At 68.4% G+C, this 18,960-nt stretch carries 19 protein-coding genes; 11 read left to right on the forward strand and 8 right to left on the reverse strand.

What is annotated here, in order from left to right; all coding sequences use genetic code 11:
* Window positions 1-24: 24 nt before the first annotated feature.
* The 5 genes from fadD3 to ACZ50Z_RS17885 are packed head-to-tail and all read left to right on the forward strand — an operon-like array spanning window position 25 to window position 5,762.
* Window positions 25-1,560 (forward strand): 3-((3aS,4S,7aS)-7a-methyl-1,5-dioxo-octahydro-1H-inden-4-yl)propanoate--CoA ligase FadD3, encoded by a 1,536-nt coding sequence (fadD3, locus tag ACZ50Z_RS17865; RefSeq protein ID WP_464484738.1) that lies wholly within the window; start codon window positions 25-27, stop codon window positions 1,558-1,560.
* The gene (locus tag ACZ50Z_RS17870; RefSeq protein ID WP_464484739.1) at window positions 1,560-2,705 is read left to right on the forward strand and encodes an acyl-CoA dehydrogenase family protein; all 1,146 of its coding nucleotides are present in this window, start codon (window positions 1,560-1,562) and stop codon (window positions 2,703-2,705) included. The genes fadD3 and ACZ50Z_RS17870 overlap by 1 nt, the downstream gene beginning before the upstream one ends.
* Window positions 2,702-3,646: an acyl-CoA dehydrogenase family protein gene (locus tag ACZ50Z_RS17875; RefSeq protein ID WP_464484740.1), complete on the forward strand. Its 945-nt coding sequence runs from the start codon at window positions 2,702-2,704 to the stop codon at window positions 3,644-3,646. The genes ACZ50Z_RS17870 and ACZ50Z_RS17875 overlap by 4 nt, the downstream gene beginning before the upstream one ends.
* Window positions 3,643-4,599 carry an acyl-CoA dehydrogenase IpdE2 gene (ipdE2, locus tag ACZ50Z_RS17880; protein ID WP_464484741.1) on the forward strand — a complete coding sequence of 319 codons (957 nt, stop codon included), beginning with the start codon at window positions 3,643-3,645 and terminating at the stop codon, window positions 4,597-4,599. The genes ACZ50Z_RS17875 and ipdE2 overlap by 4 nt, the downstream gene beginning before the upstream one ends.
* The gene (locus tag ACZ50Z_RS17885; protein WP_464484742.1) at window positions 4,596-5,762 is read left to right on the forward strand and encodes a pyridoxal phosphate-dependent aminotransferase; all 1,167 of its coding nucleotides are present in this window, start codon (window positions 4,596-4,598) and stop codon (window positions 5,760-5,762) included. Before ipdE2 ends, ACZ50Z_RS17885 begins: the two co-directional genes overlap by 4 nt.
* A gap of 10 nt (window positions 5,763-5,772) precedes the next feature.
* Here ACZ50Z_RS17885 and ACZ50Z_RS17890 read toward each other — a convergent pair whose 3' ends face one another.
* Window positions 5,773-6,603 carry an arylamine N-acetyltransferase family protein gene (locus tag ACZ50Z_RS17890; RefSeq protein WP_464484743.1) on the reverse strand — a complete coding sequence of 277 codons (831 nt, stop codon included), beginning with the start codon at window positions 6,601-6,603 and terminating at the stop codon, window positions 5,773-5,775.
* Between the two features lie 36 nt (window positions 6,604-6,639).
* Between ACZ50Z_RS17890 and ACZ50Z_RS17895 the strand changes: the two genes are divergently transcribed.
* Both ACZ50Z_RS17895 and ACZ50Z_RS17900 read left to right on the forward strand, forming a co-directional pair.
* Window positions 6,640-7,083, forward strand: coding sequence for a YybH family protein (locus ACZ50Z_RS17895; RefSeq protein WP_464484744.1), 444 nt, complete (start codon window positions 6,640-6,642; stop codon window positions 7,081-7,083).
* A gap of 98 nt (window positions 7,084-7,181) precedes the next feature.
* A complete protein-coding gene (locus tag ACZ50Z_RS17900) occupies window positions 7,182-7,643 on the forward strand; it encodes a hypothetical protein (protein WP_464484745.1) in 462 nt (153 codons plus the stop codon).
* 86 nt (window positions 7,644-7,729) lie between these two features.
* On the opposite strand, the gene hsaB is transcribed toward ACZ50Z_RS17900, so the two are convergent.
* From hsaB to hsaA, 4 genes are read right to left on the reverse strand one after another with little or no spacing between them, the layout of a single operon-like run.
* Window positions 7,730-8,293 (reverse strand): 3-hydroxy-9,10-secoandrosta-1,3,5(10)-triene-9,17-dione monooxygenase reductase subunit, encoded by a 564-nt coding sequence (gene hsaB, locus ACZ50Z_RS17905; protein WP_464484746.1) that lies wholly within the window; start codon window positions 8,291-8,293, stop codon window positions 7,730-7,732.
* Between the two features lie 2 nt (window positions 8,294-8,295).
* Entirely contained in the window at window positions 8,296-9,198 is a 903-nt protein-coding gene (gene hsaC / locus ACZ50Z_RS17910) for an iron-dependent extradiol dioxygenase HsaC (protein ID WP_464484747.1), read from the reverse strand.
* Window positions 9,198-10,073 carry a 4,5:9,10-diseco-3-hydroxy-5,9,17-trioxoandrosta-1(10),2-diene-4-oate hydrolase gene (hsaD, locus tag ACZ50Z_RS17915; RefSeq protein WP_464484748.1) on the reverse strand — a complete coding sequence of 292 codons (876 nt, stop codon included), beginning with the start codon at window positions 10,071-10,073 and terminating at the stop codon, window positions 9,198-9,200. The genes hsaC and hsaD overlap by 1 nt, the downstream gene beginning before the upstream one ends.
* Before the next feature lie 3 nt (window positions 10,074-10,076).
* Window positions 10,077-11,261, reverse strand: a complete 1,185-nt coding sequence (gene hsaA / locus ACZ50Z_RS17920) for a 3-hydroxy-9,10-secoandrosta-1,3,5(10)-triene-9,17-dione monooxygenase oxygenase subunit (RefSeq protein ID WP_464484749.1) — start codon at window positions 11,259-11,261, stop codon at window positions 10,077-10,079.
* A gap of 173 nt (window positions 11,262-11,434) precedes the next feature.
* Between hsaA and ACZ50Z_RS17925 the strand changes: the two genes are divergently transcribed.
* Window positions 11,435-12,514 carry a 2Fe-2S iron-sulfur cluster-binding protein gene (locus tag ACZ50Z_RS17925; protein WP_464486293.1) on the forward strand — a complete coding sequence of 360 codons (1,080 nt, stop codon included), beginning with the start codon at window positions 11,435-11,437 and terminating at the stop codon, window positions 12,512-12,514.
* A 52-nt stretch (window positions 12,515-12,566) separates the two neighbouring features.
* A complete protein-coding gene (locus tag ACZ50Z_RS17930) occupies window positions 12,567-13,100 on the forward strand; it encodes a hypothetical protein (protein ID WP_464484750.1) in 534 nt (177 codons plus the stop codon).
* Between the two features lie 4 nt (window positions 13,101-13,104).
* On the opposite strand, the gene ACZ50Z_RS17935 is transcribed toward ACZ50Z_RS17930, so the two are convergent.
* Window positions 13,105-13,995, reverse strand: coding sequence for an SDR family oxidoreductase (locus ACZ50Z_RS17935; RefSeq protein ID WP_464486294.1), 891 nt, complete (start codon window positions 13,993-13,995; stop codon window positions 13,105-13,107).
* Between the two features lie 84 nt (window positions 13,996-14,079).
* Here ACZ50Z_RS17935 and ACZ50Z_RS17940 point away from each other — a divergent pair, with 84 nt between their 5' ends.
* Entirely contained in the window at window positions 14,080-14,652 is a 573-nt protein-coding gene (locus ACZ50Z_RS17940) for a TetR/AcrR family transcriptional regulator (protein ID WP_464484751.1), read from the forward strand.
* Here ACZ50Z_RS17940 and ACZ50Z_RS17945 read toward each other — a convergent pair.
* The gene (locus ACZ50Z_RS17945; RefSeq protein WP_464484752.1) at window positions 14,649-16,796 is read right to left on the reverse strand and encodes an acyl-CoA dehydrogenase family protein; all 2,148 of its coding nucleotides are present in this window, start codon (window positions 16,794-16,796) and stop codon (window positions 14,649-14,651) included. The two genes, ACZ50Z_RS17940 and ACZ50Z_RS17945, sit on opposite strands and share 4 nt — an antisense overlap.
* A 354-nt stretch (window positions 16,797-17,150) precedes the next feature.
* On the opposite strand from ACZ50Z_RS17945, the gene kstR reads away from it, so the two are divergent.
* Window positions 17,151-17,750 (forward strand): cholesterol catabolism transcriptional regulator KstR, encoded by a 600-nt coding sequence (gene kstR, locus ACZ50Z_RS17950; protein ID WP_464484753.1) that lies wholly within the window; start codon window positions 17,151-17,153, stop codon window positions 17,748-17,750.
* A 5-nt stretch (window positions 17,751-17,755) separates the two neighbouring features.
* On the opposite strand, the gene ACZ50Z_RS17955 is transcribed toward kstR, so the two are convergent.
* Window positions 17,756-18,844: a LacI family DNA-binding transcriptional regulator gene (locus ACZ50Z_RS17955; protein ID WP_464484754.1), complete on the reverse strand. Its 1,089-nt coding sequence runs from the start codon at window positions 18,842-18,844 to the stop codon at window positions 17,756-17,758.
* Window positions 18,845-18,960: the final 116 nt, after the last annotated feature.

Raw genomic sequence — 18,960 nt, forward strand, 5'->3', positions numbered from 1 at the left:
TAGGCCGCCGTAGGAGAAGCGCCGATGACCAACGATCCCCGCACCGTGCCCGCGGCGCTGGATCGTTTCGCGCGCCAGCTCCCCGATCACGACGCGTTGGTCACCGAGGAACGGTCGTTCACCTTCGCGACCCTGCGCGATGAGGTGCACCGGGCGGCGGCCGCGTTGATAGCGCTGGGCGTGCAGGCCGGCGACCGGGTGGCGATCTGGTCGCCCAACACCTGGCATTGGGTGGTGGCCTGCCTGGCTATCCACCACGCCGGCGCGGCAATGGTTCCGCTGAACACCCGCTACACGGCCGCGGAGGCCGGTGACATCCTGGCCCGCGTCGAGGCGCCAGTGCTGTTCGGCATGGGCGAGTTCCTGGGCAACGACCGCGTCGCGGATCTGGATCGGGCGGCCCTGCCCGCGCTGCGGCACATCGTGCGGATACCGATCGACGCGACGGATGGCACCTGGGAGGACTTCATCGCGGGCGGCACGGACCTCGACGCGGTGGCCGCCCGCGCCGCGGCGGTCACGCCCGACGACGTCAGCGACATCCTGTTCACGTCCGGCACCACCGGGCGCAGCAAAGGCGTGCTGTGCGCGCACCGGCAGTCACTGTCGGCCTCGGCGTCGTGGGCGGCCAACGGCAAGATCACCGGCGACGATCGCTACCTGTGCATCAACCCGTTCTTTCACAACTTCGGCTACAAGGCCGGCATCCTGGCCTGCCTGCAGACCGGCGCGACGCTGATCCCCCACCTCACCTTCGACCCGCTGCGCGCCCTGCAGGCGATCGAGCAACACCGCATCACCGTATTGCCCGGCCCGCCAACGATTTACCAGACCCTGCTCGATCATCCGGCTCGTGGCGACTACGACCTGAGCTCGCTGCGCTTCGCGGTGACCGGCGCGGCCACCGTGCCGGTCGTGCTGGTCGAGCGCATGCAGTCCGAACTCGACATCGACATCGTGCTGACCGCCTACGGGCTCACCGAGGCCAACGGCATGGGGACCATGTGCCGCGCCGAGGACGACGCGGTCACCGTCGCCACCACCTGCGGGCGCCCGTTCGCGGACTTCGAATTGCGCATCGACGCGGGCGAATCCGGCGAATCGGGAGAGGTGTTGCTGCGCGGGCCCAATGTGATGCTGGGCTACCTCGACGACGCGGCGGCCACCGCGGCCGCCATCGACGCCGACGGTTGGCTGCACACCGGTGATATCGGTGTGCTCGACGCGGCCGGAAACCTACGCATCACCGACCGGCTCAAAGATATGTACATCTGCGGCGGATTCAACGTGTACCCAGCGGAGATCGAGCAGGTGCTGGCCCGGCTCGACGGTGTGGCCGACGTCGCGGTGATCGGCGTTCCCGACGAGCGTCTCGGCGAAGTCGGCCGAGCGTTCCTGGTGACCCGGCCCGGCGCCGAACTCGACGAACAATTTGTGATCGCTTACACCCGTGAGTATTTGGCGAACTTCAAGGCACCGAGGTCGGTGCGGTTCGTCGACGCGTTGCCGCGCAATGCGGGCGGCAAGGTGGTCAAACCACAACTGCGAGAGCTGGGCTGATGGATCTGGATCTAGACGACGACACCTTGACCTTCCAAGCCGAAGTCCGGGAATTCTTGTCGGCCAACGCCGAGTCGATCCCGACGAAGTCATACGACAACGCCGAAGGCTTTGCCCAGCACCGGAATTGGGACCGGGTGCTGTTCGATGCCGGACTTTCGGTGATCACCTGGCCGAAGCGCTACGGCGGCCGCGACGCACCGCTGCTGCACTGGGTGGTGTTCGAAGAGGAGTACTTCCGGGCCGGGGCGCCCGGCCGGGCCAGCGCCAACGGCACCTCAATGCTGGCCCCGACGTTGTTCGCGCACGGCACCGAAGAGCAGCAGGACCGGATCCTGCCGAAAATGGCCAGCGGCGAGGAGATCTGGGCGCAGGCGTGGTCGGAGCCCGAGTCCGGCAGCGACCTGGCGTCGCTGCGGTCCACCGCTACGGCGACCGACGGCGGCTGGCTGCTCAACGGCCAGAAGATCTGGAGCTCACGGGCGCCGTTCGCCGAGCGGGGATTCGGGCTGTTCCGGTCCGACCCCGGCGCCGAGCGCCACAACGGGCTGACCTACTTCATGTTCGACCTGAAGGCCAAGGGCGTCACGGTGCGCCCGATCGTCCAGCTGGGCGGTGACACCGGATTCGGCGAGATCTTCCTCGACGACGTCTTCGTTCCCGACGAGGACGTGATCGGCACGCCGCACGAAGGCTGGCGGGCCGCCATGAGCACGTCGAGCAACGAACGCGGCATGTCGCTGCGCAGCCCGGCGCGCTTCCTGGCGACGGCCGAACGTTTGGTGCAGCTGTGGAAGGAGGCCGGGTCACCGGCGGCGTTCGCCGACCGGGTCGCCGACGGCTGGATCAAGGCGCAGGCCTACCGGCTGCAGACCTTCGGGACGGTGACCAGGCTCGCCCTCGGCGGCGAGCTGGGTGCCGAATCTTCGGTGACCAAGGTGTTCTGGTCCGACCTCGACGTCGAACTGCACCAGATCGCGCTCGACATCCTGGCCGCGGACGGGGAACTCGCCAGCCCGTGGACCGAAGGTCTTCTGTTCGCGCTCGGTGGCCCGATCTACGCCGGCACCAACGAAATTCAGCGCAACATCATCTCCGAGCGGTTGCTGGGCCTACCGCGCGAGAAGTCCGGGGGCAAGAAGTGAAATTTGCGCTAGACGAACAGCAGCGTGACTTCGCGGCCAGCATCGACGCCGCGCTCGGCGCGGCGGACCTGCCCGGTGCCGTGCGCGCGTGGGCCGCGGGCGACACCGCGCCCGGCCGCAAGGTGTGGGAGCAACTGGCCAACCTGGGTGTCACCGCACTGGCCGTACCCGAGAAGTTCGACGGCATCGGGGCGGACCCGATCGACCTGGTCGTCGCGCTCGAGCGCCTCGGGCGCTGGTGTGTGCCAGGCCCGGTGGTCGAATCCATCGCTGTGGCACCGATATTGCTCGCCTCCGACGAACATGCCGAGCGGTGCGCGGGGCTCGCGTCTGGCGAGCTCATCGCCACGGTCGCGCTGCCGCCGCGGGTACCGCGCGCCGTCGACGCCGACGTGGCCGGTTTGGTGCTGCTGGCCGGTGACGACGGGACCACCGAGGCCACCGCGGGTGACCGGCACGAGTCCGTCGACCCCAGCCGCCGCCTGTATGACGTGACCCCGACCGGGTCGTCGTGGGACGCGGATGTCAAGCGCGCCTACGAGTTCGGCGCTCTGGCTACCGCGGCGCACCTGGTCGGTGCCGCCGAGGCGCTGCGCGACGCCGCCGTCGACTACGCCAAACAACGCACCCAGTTCGGCCGGGTGATCGGCTCGTATCAGGCGATCAAACACAAGCTCGCCGATGTGCACATCGCCATCGAACTGGCCCGGCCGCTGGTACACGGTGCGGCGCTGACGCTGGACCCCCGCGACGTGAGCGCGGCCAAGGCGGCGGCCTCCGAGGCGGGACTGCTGGCCGCGCGGTCGGCGCTGCAGACCCACGGCGCGATCGGGTTCACCCAGGAACACGACCTGTCGCTGTTGCTGCTGCGGGTGCAGGCGCTGCGCTCGGCCTGGGGCACACCGGAAGAACATCGACGGCGAGTGCTGGAGGCGTTGTGACGACCACTGAAGAACGCGAGCTGCTCCGTGAGACTGTCGCCGCCCTGGTGGCCAAGCACGCCGGCCCGGCGGCGGTACGCGCCGCCATGGAATCCGAGCGCGGCTACGACGAATCGCTCTGGCAGCTGCTGTGCGAGCAGGTCGGCGCCGCGGCGCTGGTGATACCCGAGGGGCTGGGTGGCGCCGGCGGTGAATTGGCCGATGCCGCAGCGGTTTTGCAGGAGCTGGGCCGCGCGCTGGTGCCCTCCCCGCTGCTGGGCACCACCCTGGCCGAGCTGGCGGTGCTCAGCGCCGCCGAGCCGGATACCGCGACGCTGGAGGCCCTGGCCGAGGGCACCGCGATCGGCGCGCTGGTGCTCGATCCCGACTACGTGGTCAACGGCGACGTCGCCGACGTCGTCGTCGCCGCCGAGGACGGCCGGCTGAGCAGGTGGACCCGGTTCAGCGCGCAGCCCGTCACCACCATGGACCCGACCCGGCGCCTGGCGCGGGTGCAACCGGAGGAATCCGAGGCAATCGGCACGGACCCGGGCCTGGCGGACAAAGCCGCCGTGCTGCTGGCCGCCGAGCAGATCGGCGCCGCCGAACGCTGCCTGGAGCTGACCGTCGAATACGCCAAGGACCGAGTGCAATTCGGCCGGCCGATCGGCAGCTTCCAGGCGCTCAAGCATCGGATGGCCGACCTGTATGTCACGGTCGCCGCGGCCAAGGCCGTCGTGTCCGACGCGTGTGACGACCCCACCCCCACCAACGCCGCCGCCGCCCGGCTGGCCGCCACCGAGGCCCTGAACACCGTGGCCGCCGAAGGCATCCAGCTGCACGGCGGCATCGCCATCACCTGGGAACACGACATGCACCTGTACTTCAAACGCGCCCACGGCAGCACGCACCTGCTGGATTCGCCACAGCGCTTGCTTAACCGGCTGGAATCCGAGGTACTCAAGACGTCGTGACCGATCGTGTCTCGCTGCGCGCGGGCATCCCACCCTTCTATGTGATGGATGTCTGGTTGGCGGCCGCCGAACGACAGCGCAGCCACGGCGATCTGGTCAACCTTTCGGCGGGCCAACCCAGCGTGGGAGCACCCGAACCGGTGCGGGCCGCCGCCGCGGCGGCCGTGCATTCCAACGAGCTGGGTTATTCGGTGTCGCTGGGCATTCCGGAGCTGCGAGCCGCGATCGCCGCGGATTACCGACGCCAGCACGGCCTGGACGTCGAACCCGATGCGGTGGTGATCACCACGGGCTCCTCGGGAGGTTTCCTGCTCACCTTCCTGGCCTGCTTCGACGTCGGCGACCGCGTGGCGCTGGCCAGCCCCGGCTATCCGTGCTACCGAAACATCCTGTCGGCACTGGGATGCGAGGTGGTGGAGATCCCCTGCGGGCCGCAGACCCGCTTTCAACCCACCGCGCGGATGCTCGCCGAGCTCGATCCCCCGGTGCAGGGCGTCATCGTGGCGAGCCCAGCCAATCCCACCGGAACCGTCATCGCTCCGGAGGAGCTGGCCGCGATCGCCTCCTGGTGCGATGCGTCCGGAGCGCGGCTGATCAGCGACGAGGTCTACCACGGGCTGGTATACGAGGGCGCGCCGCCGACCAGCTGCGCATGGCAGACATCGCGAAATGCCGTGGTGGTCAACAGCTTTTCGAAGTACTACGCGATGACAGGCTGGCGGCTGGGCTGGCTGTTGGTGCCGGCGGAGTTGCGCCGCGCGGTCGAGTGCCTCACCGGAAACTTCACCATCTGTCCGCCCGTCCTCTCGCAACTCGCCGCGGTGGCGGCCTTTACCCCGGCGGCCACCGCGGAAGCCGACGGTCATTTGCACCACTACGCGACCAACCGCTCGCTGCTACTCGACGGGCTGCGCGGCATCGGCATCGACCGGCTGGCCCCCACCGACGGCGCCTTCTACGTCTACGCCGATGTTTCGGACTTCACCGACAACTCGATCGAGTTCTGCTCAAAACTGTTGGAAGAGACCGGAATTGCCATCGCGCCCGGTATCGACTTCGACACCACCCGCGGCAATTCGTTCGTCCGGCTGTCCTTCGCCGGGCCCACCGCCGACATCGAGGAAGCGGTGCGGCGGCTCGGCCCGTGGCTTTCGTCCCGCTAACCGAGGTGGACTAGGCGTCCAGCACCTGCTCGATGCGCGCCTCGAACGCGGCGCGTTCACCGATGCCGGCCACGTCGATGCCGAACCGCTCACCGAGCACCTCGACGACGGCCGACGCGTCGTCGAGGCGGATTTTCTCGCTGCCGCCGGCGCGGTGGATGCTCAGGTTCCGGCCGGCCAGGTTGTAGCGGGCGTCATCGGTGGTCAGCGCCACCATGAGGCCGGTCACGAAATGCGATTCGGGGTGCGTGGAGACGTACCAGCTCCCCACCCTCAGGTCGATCTGCGGCACGGTCTGGGTGCCGAACACGTACAGCGGTTTCCACTCGTCGCGGACCAGGGCCTGCAGCATCAGGCCGTCGCCGTGGTCGTTGAGCCGGTAGGGCTCGTGCGTCGTCTGCTGGGCGGTTCCGGTCTCAAAACGGATGGGCGACGTCAGCGTCTGGCCACCGAAGCCGACGTCGACCAGATACGAACCCTGCGAGCCCGGGAAAGTCACCGCCAGCACCGTGTGGGTCAGGGCGCTGGGCGGCGCGTCGGGCGGCAGCATCCAGACCACCCGCCCGGCCAGGCGGCGCACCCGGAACCCGATCTCGGCCAGCACGTAACCCATCAGGCCGTTCTGCTCGTAGCAGTAGCCACCGCGGCGCCGGTACACCAGCTTGTCGGTCAGGGCTTGCGGGCTCAGGTCGTCGACCGGCACCCCCATCAGCGGATCGAGGTTTTCGAACGGGATCGACCCGGTGTGCGCGGTCATGAGTCCTTGCACAACGTCCAGCGTTGGTTCCACGGGGCCGTCGTAACCAACCCGCTCGAAGTATCCGGTCAGGTCCAATGCCATATAGCTATTCTCGCCGAACGTTTAGCATTTCCGCGCATGACCGACTTTTCGGAGCTACCGGCCTCGGACCAGGAAGCCATCGGCAAGACGCTGCTGACCCTGTTGAAAGCGTTCGACGACCGCGACGCCGAGCCCTTGCGACACGTGTACGCCGACGACGCCGACTGGGTCAACGCGTTCGGGACCGTCAAGCGCGGCCGTGACCACATCGTCGAGTACCTGCGTGGGCTCTTCGCCGACGACAACTTCAACCGGGGCGAACTCAGCGGACCGCCGGAAACGAGCTTCCGGGTGCTGACCCCGGACGTGGTGCTGGTCTCCGCACACTTACAGGTGAAAGGGCAGGGGCTCGTCAACGGCGGGACGATCGATCGCGACAATTTTTCGCTGCGTGCGCTCCAACGGCAAGGCGATGGATCCTGGCTCATCGTCTCGGAAATGTTTCAAGACGCCAACACCGAAACCACTTACGCGCAATAGGGCGGCGCTGCTCGGCTCGTTTCATTTCTGTCGGATCTGGGGAATCCCGGTTGAGACGGGCTGCAGCGCCGCCACACACCCTCGAACCGGAGCCCATCATGAACAGCAACACCGTTTGGATCGTCATCGCCGCAGTCGTGGCGATCCTCGTGATCGTCGCCCTCGCCGTCGCCGCCCGCAGAGCGCGCATGCGCCGCCGCGAGCGGGAAGCCGAGGGCATCCGCGAACGAGCCAAGTTGGAGACCGCCAAGGTCGAGCGCCGCGAGGCGCTGGCCGCCGAGACGGCCGCGAAAGCCCGTGCCGCACAGGCCGAAGCCGAGGTCAAGGCGGCAGAAGCCGCCCGGTTGCAGGATCGGGCGTCAACCCATCAGACCGAGGCGGCGTCCTCACGCGAACAGTTGGACGAACAGTGGAAGCACGCCGAGCGCCTCGACCCGAAGGCGAAGGCCGAGACCGGCGACAACGCCGCCGCCGACCGCGACTCCGCCTGGAGCCAGGAACAGCCGATACCGGACAACTCCCCCACGGTCGACATACCGGCCGAGCGCCGCAACCGGTAGGACGCTTCACGGCGCGCATCGTCGCCGGACTAAATTCGATTGTCCGACTCCTCCCACGCCGCTTCACGGCGCGCATCGTCGCCGGACTAAAGCCAGGTGTCCTGCGTGGTGGTGGTGAGGAAGGCTTCGAGGTCGTCGCGCCACTGCGCCGGCGTCGTCTTGTCGGGTTCGATGCCGGTGTACTCACCGCGATAGAACAGCAGCGGCCGCGGCTTGATCTTGGGCGCCTCCGAAAGCGATTGCACCGCACCGAACACCACGAAGTGGTCGCCCCCGTCGTGCGCGGAGGCCACCGTGCAGTCGATGTAGGCCAGCGACCCGTCGATGATCGGCGAACCGAGATCGGAAGGGTGCCAGTCGATGCCGGCGAACTTGTCCGGTTCCTTGGAGCCGAACCGGGCCGAGACGTGCTTCTGGCTCTCGGTCAGCATGTTGACGCAGAACCGGCCGGAGGCCTCGATGGCCTTCCAGGACCGCGACACCTTGGTCGGGCAGAACAGCACCAGCGGCGGATCCAGCGACAGCGCCGCAAAGGACTGGCACGCGAAGCCGACAGGGACGTCGTCGTGCACGGTGGTGATGATGGTGATGCCGGTGCAGAACTGCCCCAGCACCTGCCGGAAGGTTCGCGGATCGATGGGAGCCGCCATGGTCAGCCGCGCATGCCGACCGTGAAGTCGTGGCCCCACAGACTGACCGCCGTGCTCTCCCGGGCGACCCAGTCGTTGTCTTCGACTTGCCTTCCCTCGCAACCGAATTCAACGTCGAACCCGCCGGGTGTCTTCATGTAGAACGAGAGCATCAGGTCGTTGACGTGACGGCCCAGGGTGGCCGACATGGGCACCTTGCGGCGCAGCGCCCGGTCCAGGCACAGCCCGACGTCGTCGGCGTTCTCGACCTCCATCATCAGGTGCACGATGCCGCTGGGGGTCGGCAGCGGCAGGAAGGCCAGGCTGTGGTGGCGCGGGTTGCAGCCGAAGAAGCGCAGCCACGCGGGCGCCCCGTCGGCGGGCCGGCCCACCACCTGCGGCGGCATCCGCATCGAGTCGCGCAGCTTGAACCCCAGCACGTCGCGATAGAAGTGCAACGCCTCATCGTCGTCGCGGGTAGACAACACGACGTGTCCCAGGCCCTGCTCGCCGGTGACGAACTTGTGTCCGTAGGGGCTGACCACCCGGCGGTGTTCCAGGGCGACGCCGTGAAAGACCTCCAGACAGTTGCCCGACGGGTCGGAGAACCGGATCATCTCGACGACGCGGCGATCCGCCAATTGTGCGGCGGTGGCTTCCTTATAGGGGACGCCCTCCACGTCGAGCCGATTCCGGATCTCTTGCAGGCCTTCGGCGTTCGCGCACTCCCAGCCGGCCTCCATGAGGTGGTCGCGCTCGCCGGGCACGATCACCAGCCGGGCCGGGAAATCGTCCATCCGCAGATACAGCGCGCCCTCGACGTTGCCGCTGCCCTCGACCATGCCGAGTACCTTCAGGCCGTACTCACGCCAGGCCGCCATGTCGGTGGCCTCGATGCGCAGGTAGCCCAGCGAACGGATGCTCATCACGCACCTCCCAGGAAATCGATGGTGAGCTTGTTGAACTCGTCGAACTTCTCCACCTGCGCCCAGTGCCCACATTGCCCGAAAACGTGAAGCTGCGCACGCGCAATGGTCTTGAGCGCAACCAGCGAGCCGTCCAGGGGATTGACGCGGTCCTCGCGGCCCCAGATCAGCAGGACGGGCTGGCGCAGGCGGTGCACCTCGCGCCACATCATGCCGAGCTCGAAATCGGCGCCCGCGAACGACATTCCCATCGCCCGGGTCGCCGTCAGCGATTCGGGCGTGCTGGCCAACGCGAAGCGCTCGTCGATCAGTGCGTCGGTAATCAGTTTCTGGTCGTAGACCATCACCCGCAGGAACGCCTCGAGGTTTTCCCGGGTGGGCTCGGCCGAGAATTTGCCCAGCCGTTTGACGCCCTCGGTGGGGTCGGGCGCGAACAGGTTGATGCTGAGCCCACCGGGACCCATCAGCACCAGGCGCCCGGCCAGCTCGGGGTAGTCCAGGGCGAACCGCACCGCGGTGCCCCCGCCCAGCGAATTGCCCACCAGCGGAACGCGTCCCAGCCCGAGCTGGTCGAAGAGACCCTTGAGCGCCCGGGCCGCATAGTGGTTGAACTGCCCGTGCTCGGCGCGCTTGTCGGAATGGCCGTAGCCGGGCTGGTCGACGGCGAGCACGTGGAACCGCTCGGCGAGCACCGGGATATTGCGCGACCAGTTCGTCCAACTCGCCGCTCCGGGACCGCCGCCGTGCAACAGCACGATCGTCTGTTCGTTGCCTACCCCCGCCTCGTGGTAGTGCAGCTTCAGCGGACCGTCGACGTCCACCTCGTCGAAGCGCGAGGTGGACTCGAAAGTGATCTCCCCCGTTGTCGCCGTCACGGCTCAGACCATCGTGTCGCCGGGCGGCAACCCGAACTCGTTGTTCCCGAAGATCTGGTAGGCCCGCTCGGGATCGTTGGCCGCGTGCACCCGGCCCGCATGCGCGTCACGCCAGAACCGTTGCACCGGTTGGTCGTTGGCCAGGGCGGTGGCGCCGGACGCCTCGAACAGCCGGTCGATGGACGCGATCGCACGGCCGGTGGCGCGCACCTGGTCACGGCGGGCGCGGGCGCGCAGGTCGAACGGGATCTCCTTGCCGGCCGACAGCAGCGCGTACTCGTCGGCGACGTTGCCGCTCAGCTGGCGCCACGCCGCGTCGATGTCGCTGGCCGCCTCGGCGATGCGGACCTTGGCGAACGGGTCGTCCTTGGCCTTCTCGCCGGCGAACGCCGCGCGCACCCGCTTGCCCTGGTGCTCGACGTGCGCGTCGTACGCGCCGTAGGCCATGCCGACGATCGGCGCCGAGATAGTGGTGGGATGCATTGTGCCCCAAGGCATCTTGTAGACCGCGGCGTTGTTGGTCTCATACCCGCCCGCGGTGCCGTCGTTCATCGCCTTGTAGGACAAAAACCGGTGCCGCGGCACGAAGACATCCTTGACGACGACGGTGTTGCTGCCGGTGCCGCGCAGACCGACGACATGCCACACGTCGTCGATGCGGTACTCGCTGCGCGGGATCAAGAAGCTGCCGAAGTCGACCGGGCGGCCGTCCTTGATCACCGGGCCACCCAGGAATGCCCACGTTGCGTGGTCGCAGCCCGAGGACCAGTTCCACGCGCCGTTGACCAGGTATCCGCCGTCGGTGACCACGCCCGCGCCCATCGGGGCGTACGACGAGGACACCCGCGTCTTGGGGTCCTCGCCCCAGACCTCCTCCTGGGCCTGCTGGTCGAACAGCGCCAGATGCCAGTTGTGCACGCCGATGATGGAGCTCACCCAGCCGGTGGAGCCGCAGGCGCTGGCCAGCCGCCGGACCGCCTCGTAGAACAGCGTCGGATCGCACTGCAGGCCGCCCCACTGTTCGGGCTGCAGCAAGGTGAAGAAGCCCACGTCCTGCAGATCCCGAACGGTCTCGTCGGGCAGCCGCCGCAGATCCTCCGTCGCCTGAGCGCGTTCCCGAATCTGCGGAAGCAGATCATCGATGCCAGCCAAAACCGACTGCGCATCACGCTGTTGAATGGACGTCACTTAAGTTTGCCTCCTGGGCCAGACTTACACAGCGGACTTACACCAGAGACTAGAACACGTTCCGATTTGTGTCGAGCAGGGTATTCCTGCGGCTGGTAGCGATACGAATCCACTTTTCTGTAACATGTTCTAGTTGCGACGACAGGAAGGCACGGGCCTTGACCGAGGCTGATCTGGACCACGTACCCGACGAGCCACTCGGTGACCACGTCCTTGAACTGCAGATCGCCGAGGTCATCGCCGAGACCGACGATGCGCGCTCGCTGGTGTTTGCGGTGCCCGACGACGAAGGGGACCCCGACATCCCGCCCGAGCGGCTGCGCTACTCGCCGGGCCAGTTCTTGACGCTGCGCGTTCCCAGCGAGCGCACCGGGTCGGTGGCGCGCTGTTATTCGCTGTGCAGCTCGCCGTTCACCGACGACGCCCTGGCCGTCACGGTCAAGCGGACCGCCGACGGGTACGCCTCCAACTGGCTGTGCGACAACGCCCGGGTGGGCATGCGGATCCACGTGCTGGCCCCGTCAGGCAACTTCGTGCCGAAAACGCTGGGCGACGACTTCCTGCTGATGGCCGCGGGCAGCGGCATCACCCCGATCATGTCGATCTGCAAGTCGGCGCTGGCCGACGGTGGCGGGCAGGTCACGCTGCTCTACGCCAACCGCGACGAGAATTCGGTGATCTTCGGCGAGGCGCTGCGCGAGCTGTCCGCCAAATACCCCGACCGGCTCACCATCGTGCACTGGCTGGAATCGCTGCAGGGCTTGCCCAGCGTCGCCGCGCTGTCCAAGCTGGCGGCCCCCTACACGGACCGGCCCGTGTACATCTGCGGCCCGGGTGCGTTCATGGAATCCGCCAAAGAGGCGCTGGAAACGCTGAAAGTTCCTGCACCGCAAATACATATCGAAGTGTTCAAGTCGCTGGAATCGGATCCGTTCGCGGCGGTGAAGATCGAGGACACCCCCGAGGGCGACCAGCCGCCGGCCACCGCGGTGGTGGAGCTGGATGGCGAAACCCACACCGTGTCGTGGCCGCGCAACGCCAAGTTGCTCGACGTGCTGCTGGCCAAGGGCCTCGACGCGCCGTTCTCCTGCCGCGAGGGTCACTGCGGCGCCTGCGCCTGCACCCTGCGCAGCGGCAAGGTCAACATGGAGGTCAACGATGTGCTCGAGCAGCAGGACCTCGACGAGGGCCTCATCCTGGCCTGTCAATCCCACCCCGAATCTGATTCGGTAGAAGTGACCTACGACGAGTAGTCGCGGGGCTAGGTTCACCCTTGGGGTCAGCAAACGGGAAGGGACAGCGCCGATGATGCGGCTGGTATCGGGATTCGCGGTCGCCGCGGCGCTGCCGATGTTGCTGCCTGCCGGGGTGTGCGCGGCGGCGAGCAACACCGCCACCACGCTGTTCCCGCTGGACGGGCCCAACCAGCTCGAGACGCGGGTGATCCTCAACTGCTTCAAATCCGACGGCCACTGCGACTTCACCGCCGGCGCCGACATGCTCACGCCCGACGGGGTGACCGGCTTCCCGCCCGGCCTGTGGGCCCGCCAGACCACCGAGATCCGCTCCTCGAACCGGCTGGCCTACCTCGACGCGCACGCCGACGGCCAGTACGAGCGGGTCCACAAGTCGATGGGCTCCGACGAAATCACCACGATCTACATGGGTGAGGGCCCCCCGGAGAAATACCAGACCAACGGGCGCATCGACTCCACCGATTGGCAGACGGGACAGCCTAAGACCGACAACAACGTCATCGCCTGCACCCACATCCAGGTCGTCTACTCGGGGGTCAACATCACGTCCCCCAGCACCTGCGCGCAGACCACTTTCTCGTAGCGCGTTAGTCGGGATAGTCGCCGGTTTCCAGGTCCTCGAGCAGGCCGGGGCCCGCGGGTTCCCACCCGAAACGCCGGCGGGTCAGCGCACCAGACGATGGTTGGTCGACGGCGAAGACGGCGCCGAGCGGACCGAAGCCCTCGGCCGCGGCGGATTCCACGGGCACGCCGAGCCGACGGCCGATCACCTCGGCGATCGCCCGCATCGGGTCCCCCTCGTCACCCACCGCGTGCAGCACCGACCCGGCCGGGGCCTCCTCGAGGGCCAGCCGGAACAAGGACGCCGCGTCGTCCCGGTGCACGGCGGGCCAGCGTTGCGCGCCGTCGCCCACGAAGCCCGACACCCCGCGTTGCCGCGCGATCTGAATTAGGATGCCCGCGAAGCCGTAGCGCCCGCCGGCGTCGTGGACCGACCGCGGCAGCCGCACTACGGCCGATCGGACGCCGCGCTCGGCCAGGTCGATGACGGCTTGTCCGGTACGGCCGCGCCCGGCGACCGGGCCCTCGACGGTGAACGGGTCGTCTTCGGTGCTCGGGCGCCCGGCCACTACCGGGGTACCGTTCGCGACCACCAGCGGCTTGCCGGTGCCGGCCAGCGCGTCGCCGAGCGCGGCGAGCGCGCGGGCCTCGTCCCCGATCGCGTCCCCGATCACGTCGCTACCGGTGAAGTCGTGCGAAAAAGCCAGGTAGGCGACGCCGTCGGCCTTGTCGGCCGCCCGTCGCAAGGCATCGAGGTCGGTGATGTCGCCACGCAGCGGCTCGCCGCCGAGTCCGCTGATGGTCGCGGCCGACGCGTGCGAGCGCGCCAGGCCGACGACCTGATGACCGGCGGCGAGCAGTTCTGTGACGACGGCCGAGCCGATTCCTCCGCTGGCGCCGGTGACGAATACGCGCACGAGAAGCCCCTTCATGTGATGCGACAGTTGTCCCATCACCGTACACCCGTGACGGGACAATGGTCGCATCACTAGGGTGGGGCCATGGCTCGGTGGGAACCCGATGCGCGCGAACGCCTGGTCGGCGCGGCACTCGACCTGTTCAACGAACGGGGTTACGACGAGACGACCGTGACGCAGATCGCCGAGCGCGCCGGCCTGACGAAGAGCACGTTCTTTCGGCACTTCCCGGACAAGCGGGACGTGCTTGCGGCCGGCCAGGATGCGATCGCGCAACTGCTGCGCGAGGGCATCGCCGCGGCGCCCGCCGACGCGACGCCGCTGGCCGCCGTGTGCTCCGGCCTGAGGTCGGCCGCGGCGGCGTTCACGTCGTTCAACCGGGATCTCGCGCCCCGGCTCAAGGCCGCTATCGCGGCGAGCACCGAACTTCAAGAACGCAACGCGCTCAAACAGATTGGGCTGGCGCGGGCGGTGGCCGAAGCGCTGCAGGCCCGCGGCGTGCCCGAGCCGACGGCGGTATTGGCCGCCGAGCTCGGCGCGCTGGCGTTCAAGACGGCCTACGCCCGCTGGGGCGAGCCGGACGAAGACGGAGACCTGGGCTCCATGGCGTGCGAGGCGCTGCGCGAATTACACGCCGCCGCAGCCGATCTCGGCTAGCGGGGCAGACCGAGCAAGCGCTCGGCCGCGACCGTGAGCAGGATCTGCTCCGTGCCGCCCGCGATCGTGAGGCAGCGGGTGTTGAGGAAGTCGAACACCGCTCGGTCGTCGTCGGCCCGGCGGTCGACGAGGCCGCCGCCCTCGGCGGCGTCCATCGTGAATTCGGCCAGCGCCTGGCGGTAACGGACGCCGATCAGCTTGCGCACACTGGATTGCGCGCCGGGGTCCTGGCCGCCCACGGCCAATTGGGCGATGCGCTGGTCCAGCAGCGCGCCGGTCTGCGCCAGGATGATTAGCCGCCCGAGTCGGTCCTGCTCGGCGACGTCGAGATCGGTTGCCGCCAAAAGCTGTAACAGCTCTTCCATCGGGTTGCCCAGCGCCGTGCCGTTGGCCATCGCCACCCGCTCGTTGGCCAGCGTGGTGCGGGCCAGCCGCCAGCCGTCGTTGACCGCACCGACCACCATCTCGTCGGGCACGAACACGTTGTCCAAAAACACCTCGTTGAACAGTGAGTCGCCGGTGATCTCGCGCAGCGGCCGGATGTCGATGCCGGGCGATTTCATGTCGACCAGAAAGTAGGTGATGCCTTTGTGTTTCGGGGCATCGGCGTCGGTGCGGGCCAGGCATACGCCCCAGCGCGCCTTGTGCGCCGCGGACGTCCACACCTTCTGCCCGGTCAGGTTCCACCCGCCGTCGGTACGCACCGCCTTGGTGCGCAGCGATGCCAGGTCCGAGCCCGCGCCGGGCTCGGAAAACAGTTGGCACCATAGGAATTCACCGCGCAACGTCCCCGGCACGAATCGCTCGATCTGCTCGGGAGTGCCGTGCTCGAGGATGGTCGGTGCCGCCCACCAGCCGATCACCAGGTCGGGCCGTTCGACTCCGGCCGCGGCCAGTTCCTGATCGATCAGCAGCTGCTCGGCCGGGGACGCGGCGCGCCCGTACGGCTTCGGCCAGTGCGGCGCCTGCAGGCCCGCCTCGGCCAGACCCACCTGCCGCTTTTCGGGGGGCAGTTCGGCGATCTCGGCGACGGCCGCGGCGATCTCGGCGCGGCTGCTCTCGACCTCGTCGAGGTCAGAAAGGTCCAAGCTGAGGCGCCGGCGCACGCCGTCCTGGGTGAGCGCGGTGATGCGCCGCAGCCAGCGCTCGGGCCCGCCCAGGAACCGGCCGATGGCGTGCGCCCGGCGCAGGTACAGGTGCGCGTCGTGCTCCCACGTGCAGCCGATGCCGCCGAGCACCTGGATGCAGTCCTTGACGTTGGCCTTCACGGCGGCGATGCACGTGCTCGCGGCCAGGGCCGCCCCGATGGAGAACTGGGATGGGTCGCCGTCGGCCGTGGCGCGCGCGGCGTCGGCCGCGGCCACTTCGGCCTGCTCGGCGCGGCACAACATCTCGGCACACAGGTGCTTGATGGCCTGGAAGCTGCCGATCGGCTTGCCGAACTGCTCGCGCACCTTGGCGTAGTCGACGGCGGTCTCCAGCGCCCATCGGGTGATGCCGGCGGCCTCTGCGGCCAGGATTGTCGCGGCCAATTCCTCGACGCGCTCGCCGTTTTCCGACACGGGCGTGGCCGGGGCGGAGCTGAGTACCACCCGCGCCAGCGGCCGGGAGAAGTCGGCGGCCTGTAGCGGCTCGACCCGCACGCCCTCGGCGCCGGCGTCGATCAGGACCCAGGTCCCATCGGCCGGCGCCAACAGCACGCCACCGTCGGCGACGCCCAGCGCCAACGGCACGGTCCCCGACGCCGTCGACGTCGCGCCGTCGAACCGCAGGTCGCCTTCGAGCCCCAGACCGGCGAAGCGCTCCCCGGCGGCCAGCGCCTCCAGCAGTTCGGGGTCGGTGACCACGAGCGTCGCGAGCGCGGTGGTCGCGACCGGGCCGGGGATCAGCGCCTTGGCCGCTTCCTCGACCATCGCGCACAGGTCTTCGATGGACCCGCCCGCCCCGCCCGATTCCTCCGGGATCGCCACGCCGAAGATCCCCAGTTCGGCGAGCCGGGAAAACACCGGCCGCCACGCGTCGGGGTTGCCCTGCTCGATGTCGCGGATGGCCGCGGTGCCGCCCGGGCCCGACGTCGCGTTGCGGGCCCAGTCGCGCACCAGGGCGCGCGCGGCAAACTGCTCGTCGGTGACGGTCGCTACCACCTGAGAGGACCTCCGCGTCCTTTGGCTCGACGTGACAAGGGGCTGGCCGGCACCCGTGTCCTGATTGTCCGATCTTTCCGCAAGCGGGGACGTCTCCACCATGAGTTGGCGCGCAACCCGCTCACCGAAGACTAGAACGTGTTCTAATAGTGCCAGTGATCGACCGTCAAGTCGAACGCCATCGCAGCAGCACATGCGCTTGTCCCCGGCGGTATGGAGGTGGGAAATTCACACGCAGAATGCGTATCGTTTGCAGACGAACCGCCCGGAACAGGAGCAAACCGTCACATGCCAGCCAACTCGAAGGCTAGTTCGAGCCGCGTTTCCGACTCGCAGCCGCGCGAGGTCTTGAACGTGGCGGTCCTGGCGGAGTCCGAACTCGGGTCGGAGGCGCAGCGGGAGCGCCGCAAGCGCATCCTGGATGCCACCATGGCCATCGCTTCCAAGGGCGGCTACGAGGCGGTTCAGATGCGCGCGGTGGCGGATCGCGCCGACGTGGCGGTGGGGACGCTGTACCGGTATTTCCCGTCGAAGGTGCACCTGCTGGTCTCGGCGCTGGGCCGCGAGTTCGGCCGCATCGATGCCAAGACGGACCGCTCGGCGATGACGGGCGGCACACCGTTTCAGCGGCTCAACTTCATGGTGGGCAAGCTCAACCGGGCGATGCAACGCAATCCGCTGCTGACCGAGGCGATGACGCGCGCCTACGTCTTCGCCGACGCGTCGGCGGCCAGCGAGGTCGACCAGGTCGAAAAGCTCATCGACTCCATGTTCGCGCGCGCGATGGCCGACGGCGAGCCGACCGAGGACCAGTACCACATCGCCCGGGTGATCTCCGACGTGTGGTTGTCGAACCTGCTCGCCTGGCTCACCCGCCGCGCCTCGGCGACCGACGTCAGCAAGCGGCTGGACCTGGCCGTGCGGTTGCTGATCGGCGATTCAGAATCCAAGTAGCTTGCTCACGCCGGCGGGCCGGCGGTGCGGCCGCGAATCAGTTCGGTGTCCAGGACTTCTGAACTTTCCGTGACCGGCAGACCCGATCGCGGCGGCGTCAACAGCAGCTCGCCCGCGCGGCGGCCCTTCTGCAGACTCGACTGCGACACTGTGGTCAGGCCGCGGTTGATGGCCTCGGGCACGCCGTCGAATCCGGTCACGGTCAGCTGGCCGGGCACGTAAATGCCATGCGCCCGTAGGTAATCCATGGCGGACAGCGCAAGGATGTCCGCGGTGCACAGCAGCGCGGTGATGCGCGGATTGGTTTCCAGCGCCACCTTGGCGGCCGTGCCCCCCGACTCGGCCAGGTGCTCGTAGCTTTCCACCACCGTCAGCGAATCCGGGTCGATGCCGGCGGCCGCCATCGCCTCCCACACGCCGATGATGCGCTCGCGTTGCACGTCGAAGGCGGGCGAGCGCAACCGCTCGGCGTCCACCAGACCGTGGCGTCGGTCGCGGCCCAGTCGCATGGTCAGCAGACCGATCTCGCGATGCCCCAGGCCCAGCACGTAGTCGGCGAGCTCGCGCATCGCCGCGCGGTCGTCGATGCCCACCCGCGAGGCGCCGGCCAGATCCTTGGGCTGATCGACCACGACGACCGGCAGCCGTCGCTGCAACACCACCTGCAGATAGGGATCGTCGTCGCACACCGAATACACGACGAAACCGTCCACGCCCGCCGACAGCACAGCGTCCGTTCCCTCTTTCAGGCTGCGGCTGGGCCCCACGGCCACTAGCAGCAACCCCTGCCCGGCCGCCTCGCACGACTGCGCCACCCCGGTGACGAAATCCCTTGCGGCGGGGTCACTGAAGAAATAGGTCAGCGGTTCGGCCATCACCAGACCGACCGCGCCGGCCTTGCGGGTTCGCAAGGAGCGCGCCACCGGGTCGGGGCCTGCGTATCCCAGTCGCTTGGCCGTCGCGAGCACGCGTTCGCGCAAGTCCGCGGAGAGTTGATCGGGGCGGTTGAACGCGTTCGAGATCGTCGTGCGCGAAACGTTGAGCTCGTCCGCGACCGACGCCAGGGTCGCACGCCGGCGCGGGGTGGGGCTCACGTTCGGTGACGCTACAGCGGATCGGTGCGCCGCCCATGCGCTTCCCGTCGGCGGCTTTGTAATGGAAACGATTTTCATTAGTATTGTGGATCGGCTTGCTGGCGGGCGGGAGGAAA

Source organism: Mycobacterium sp. NTMscope_MAC_269 (assembly GCF_976985695.1).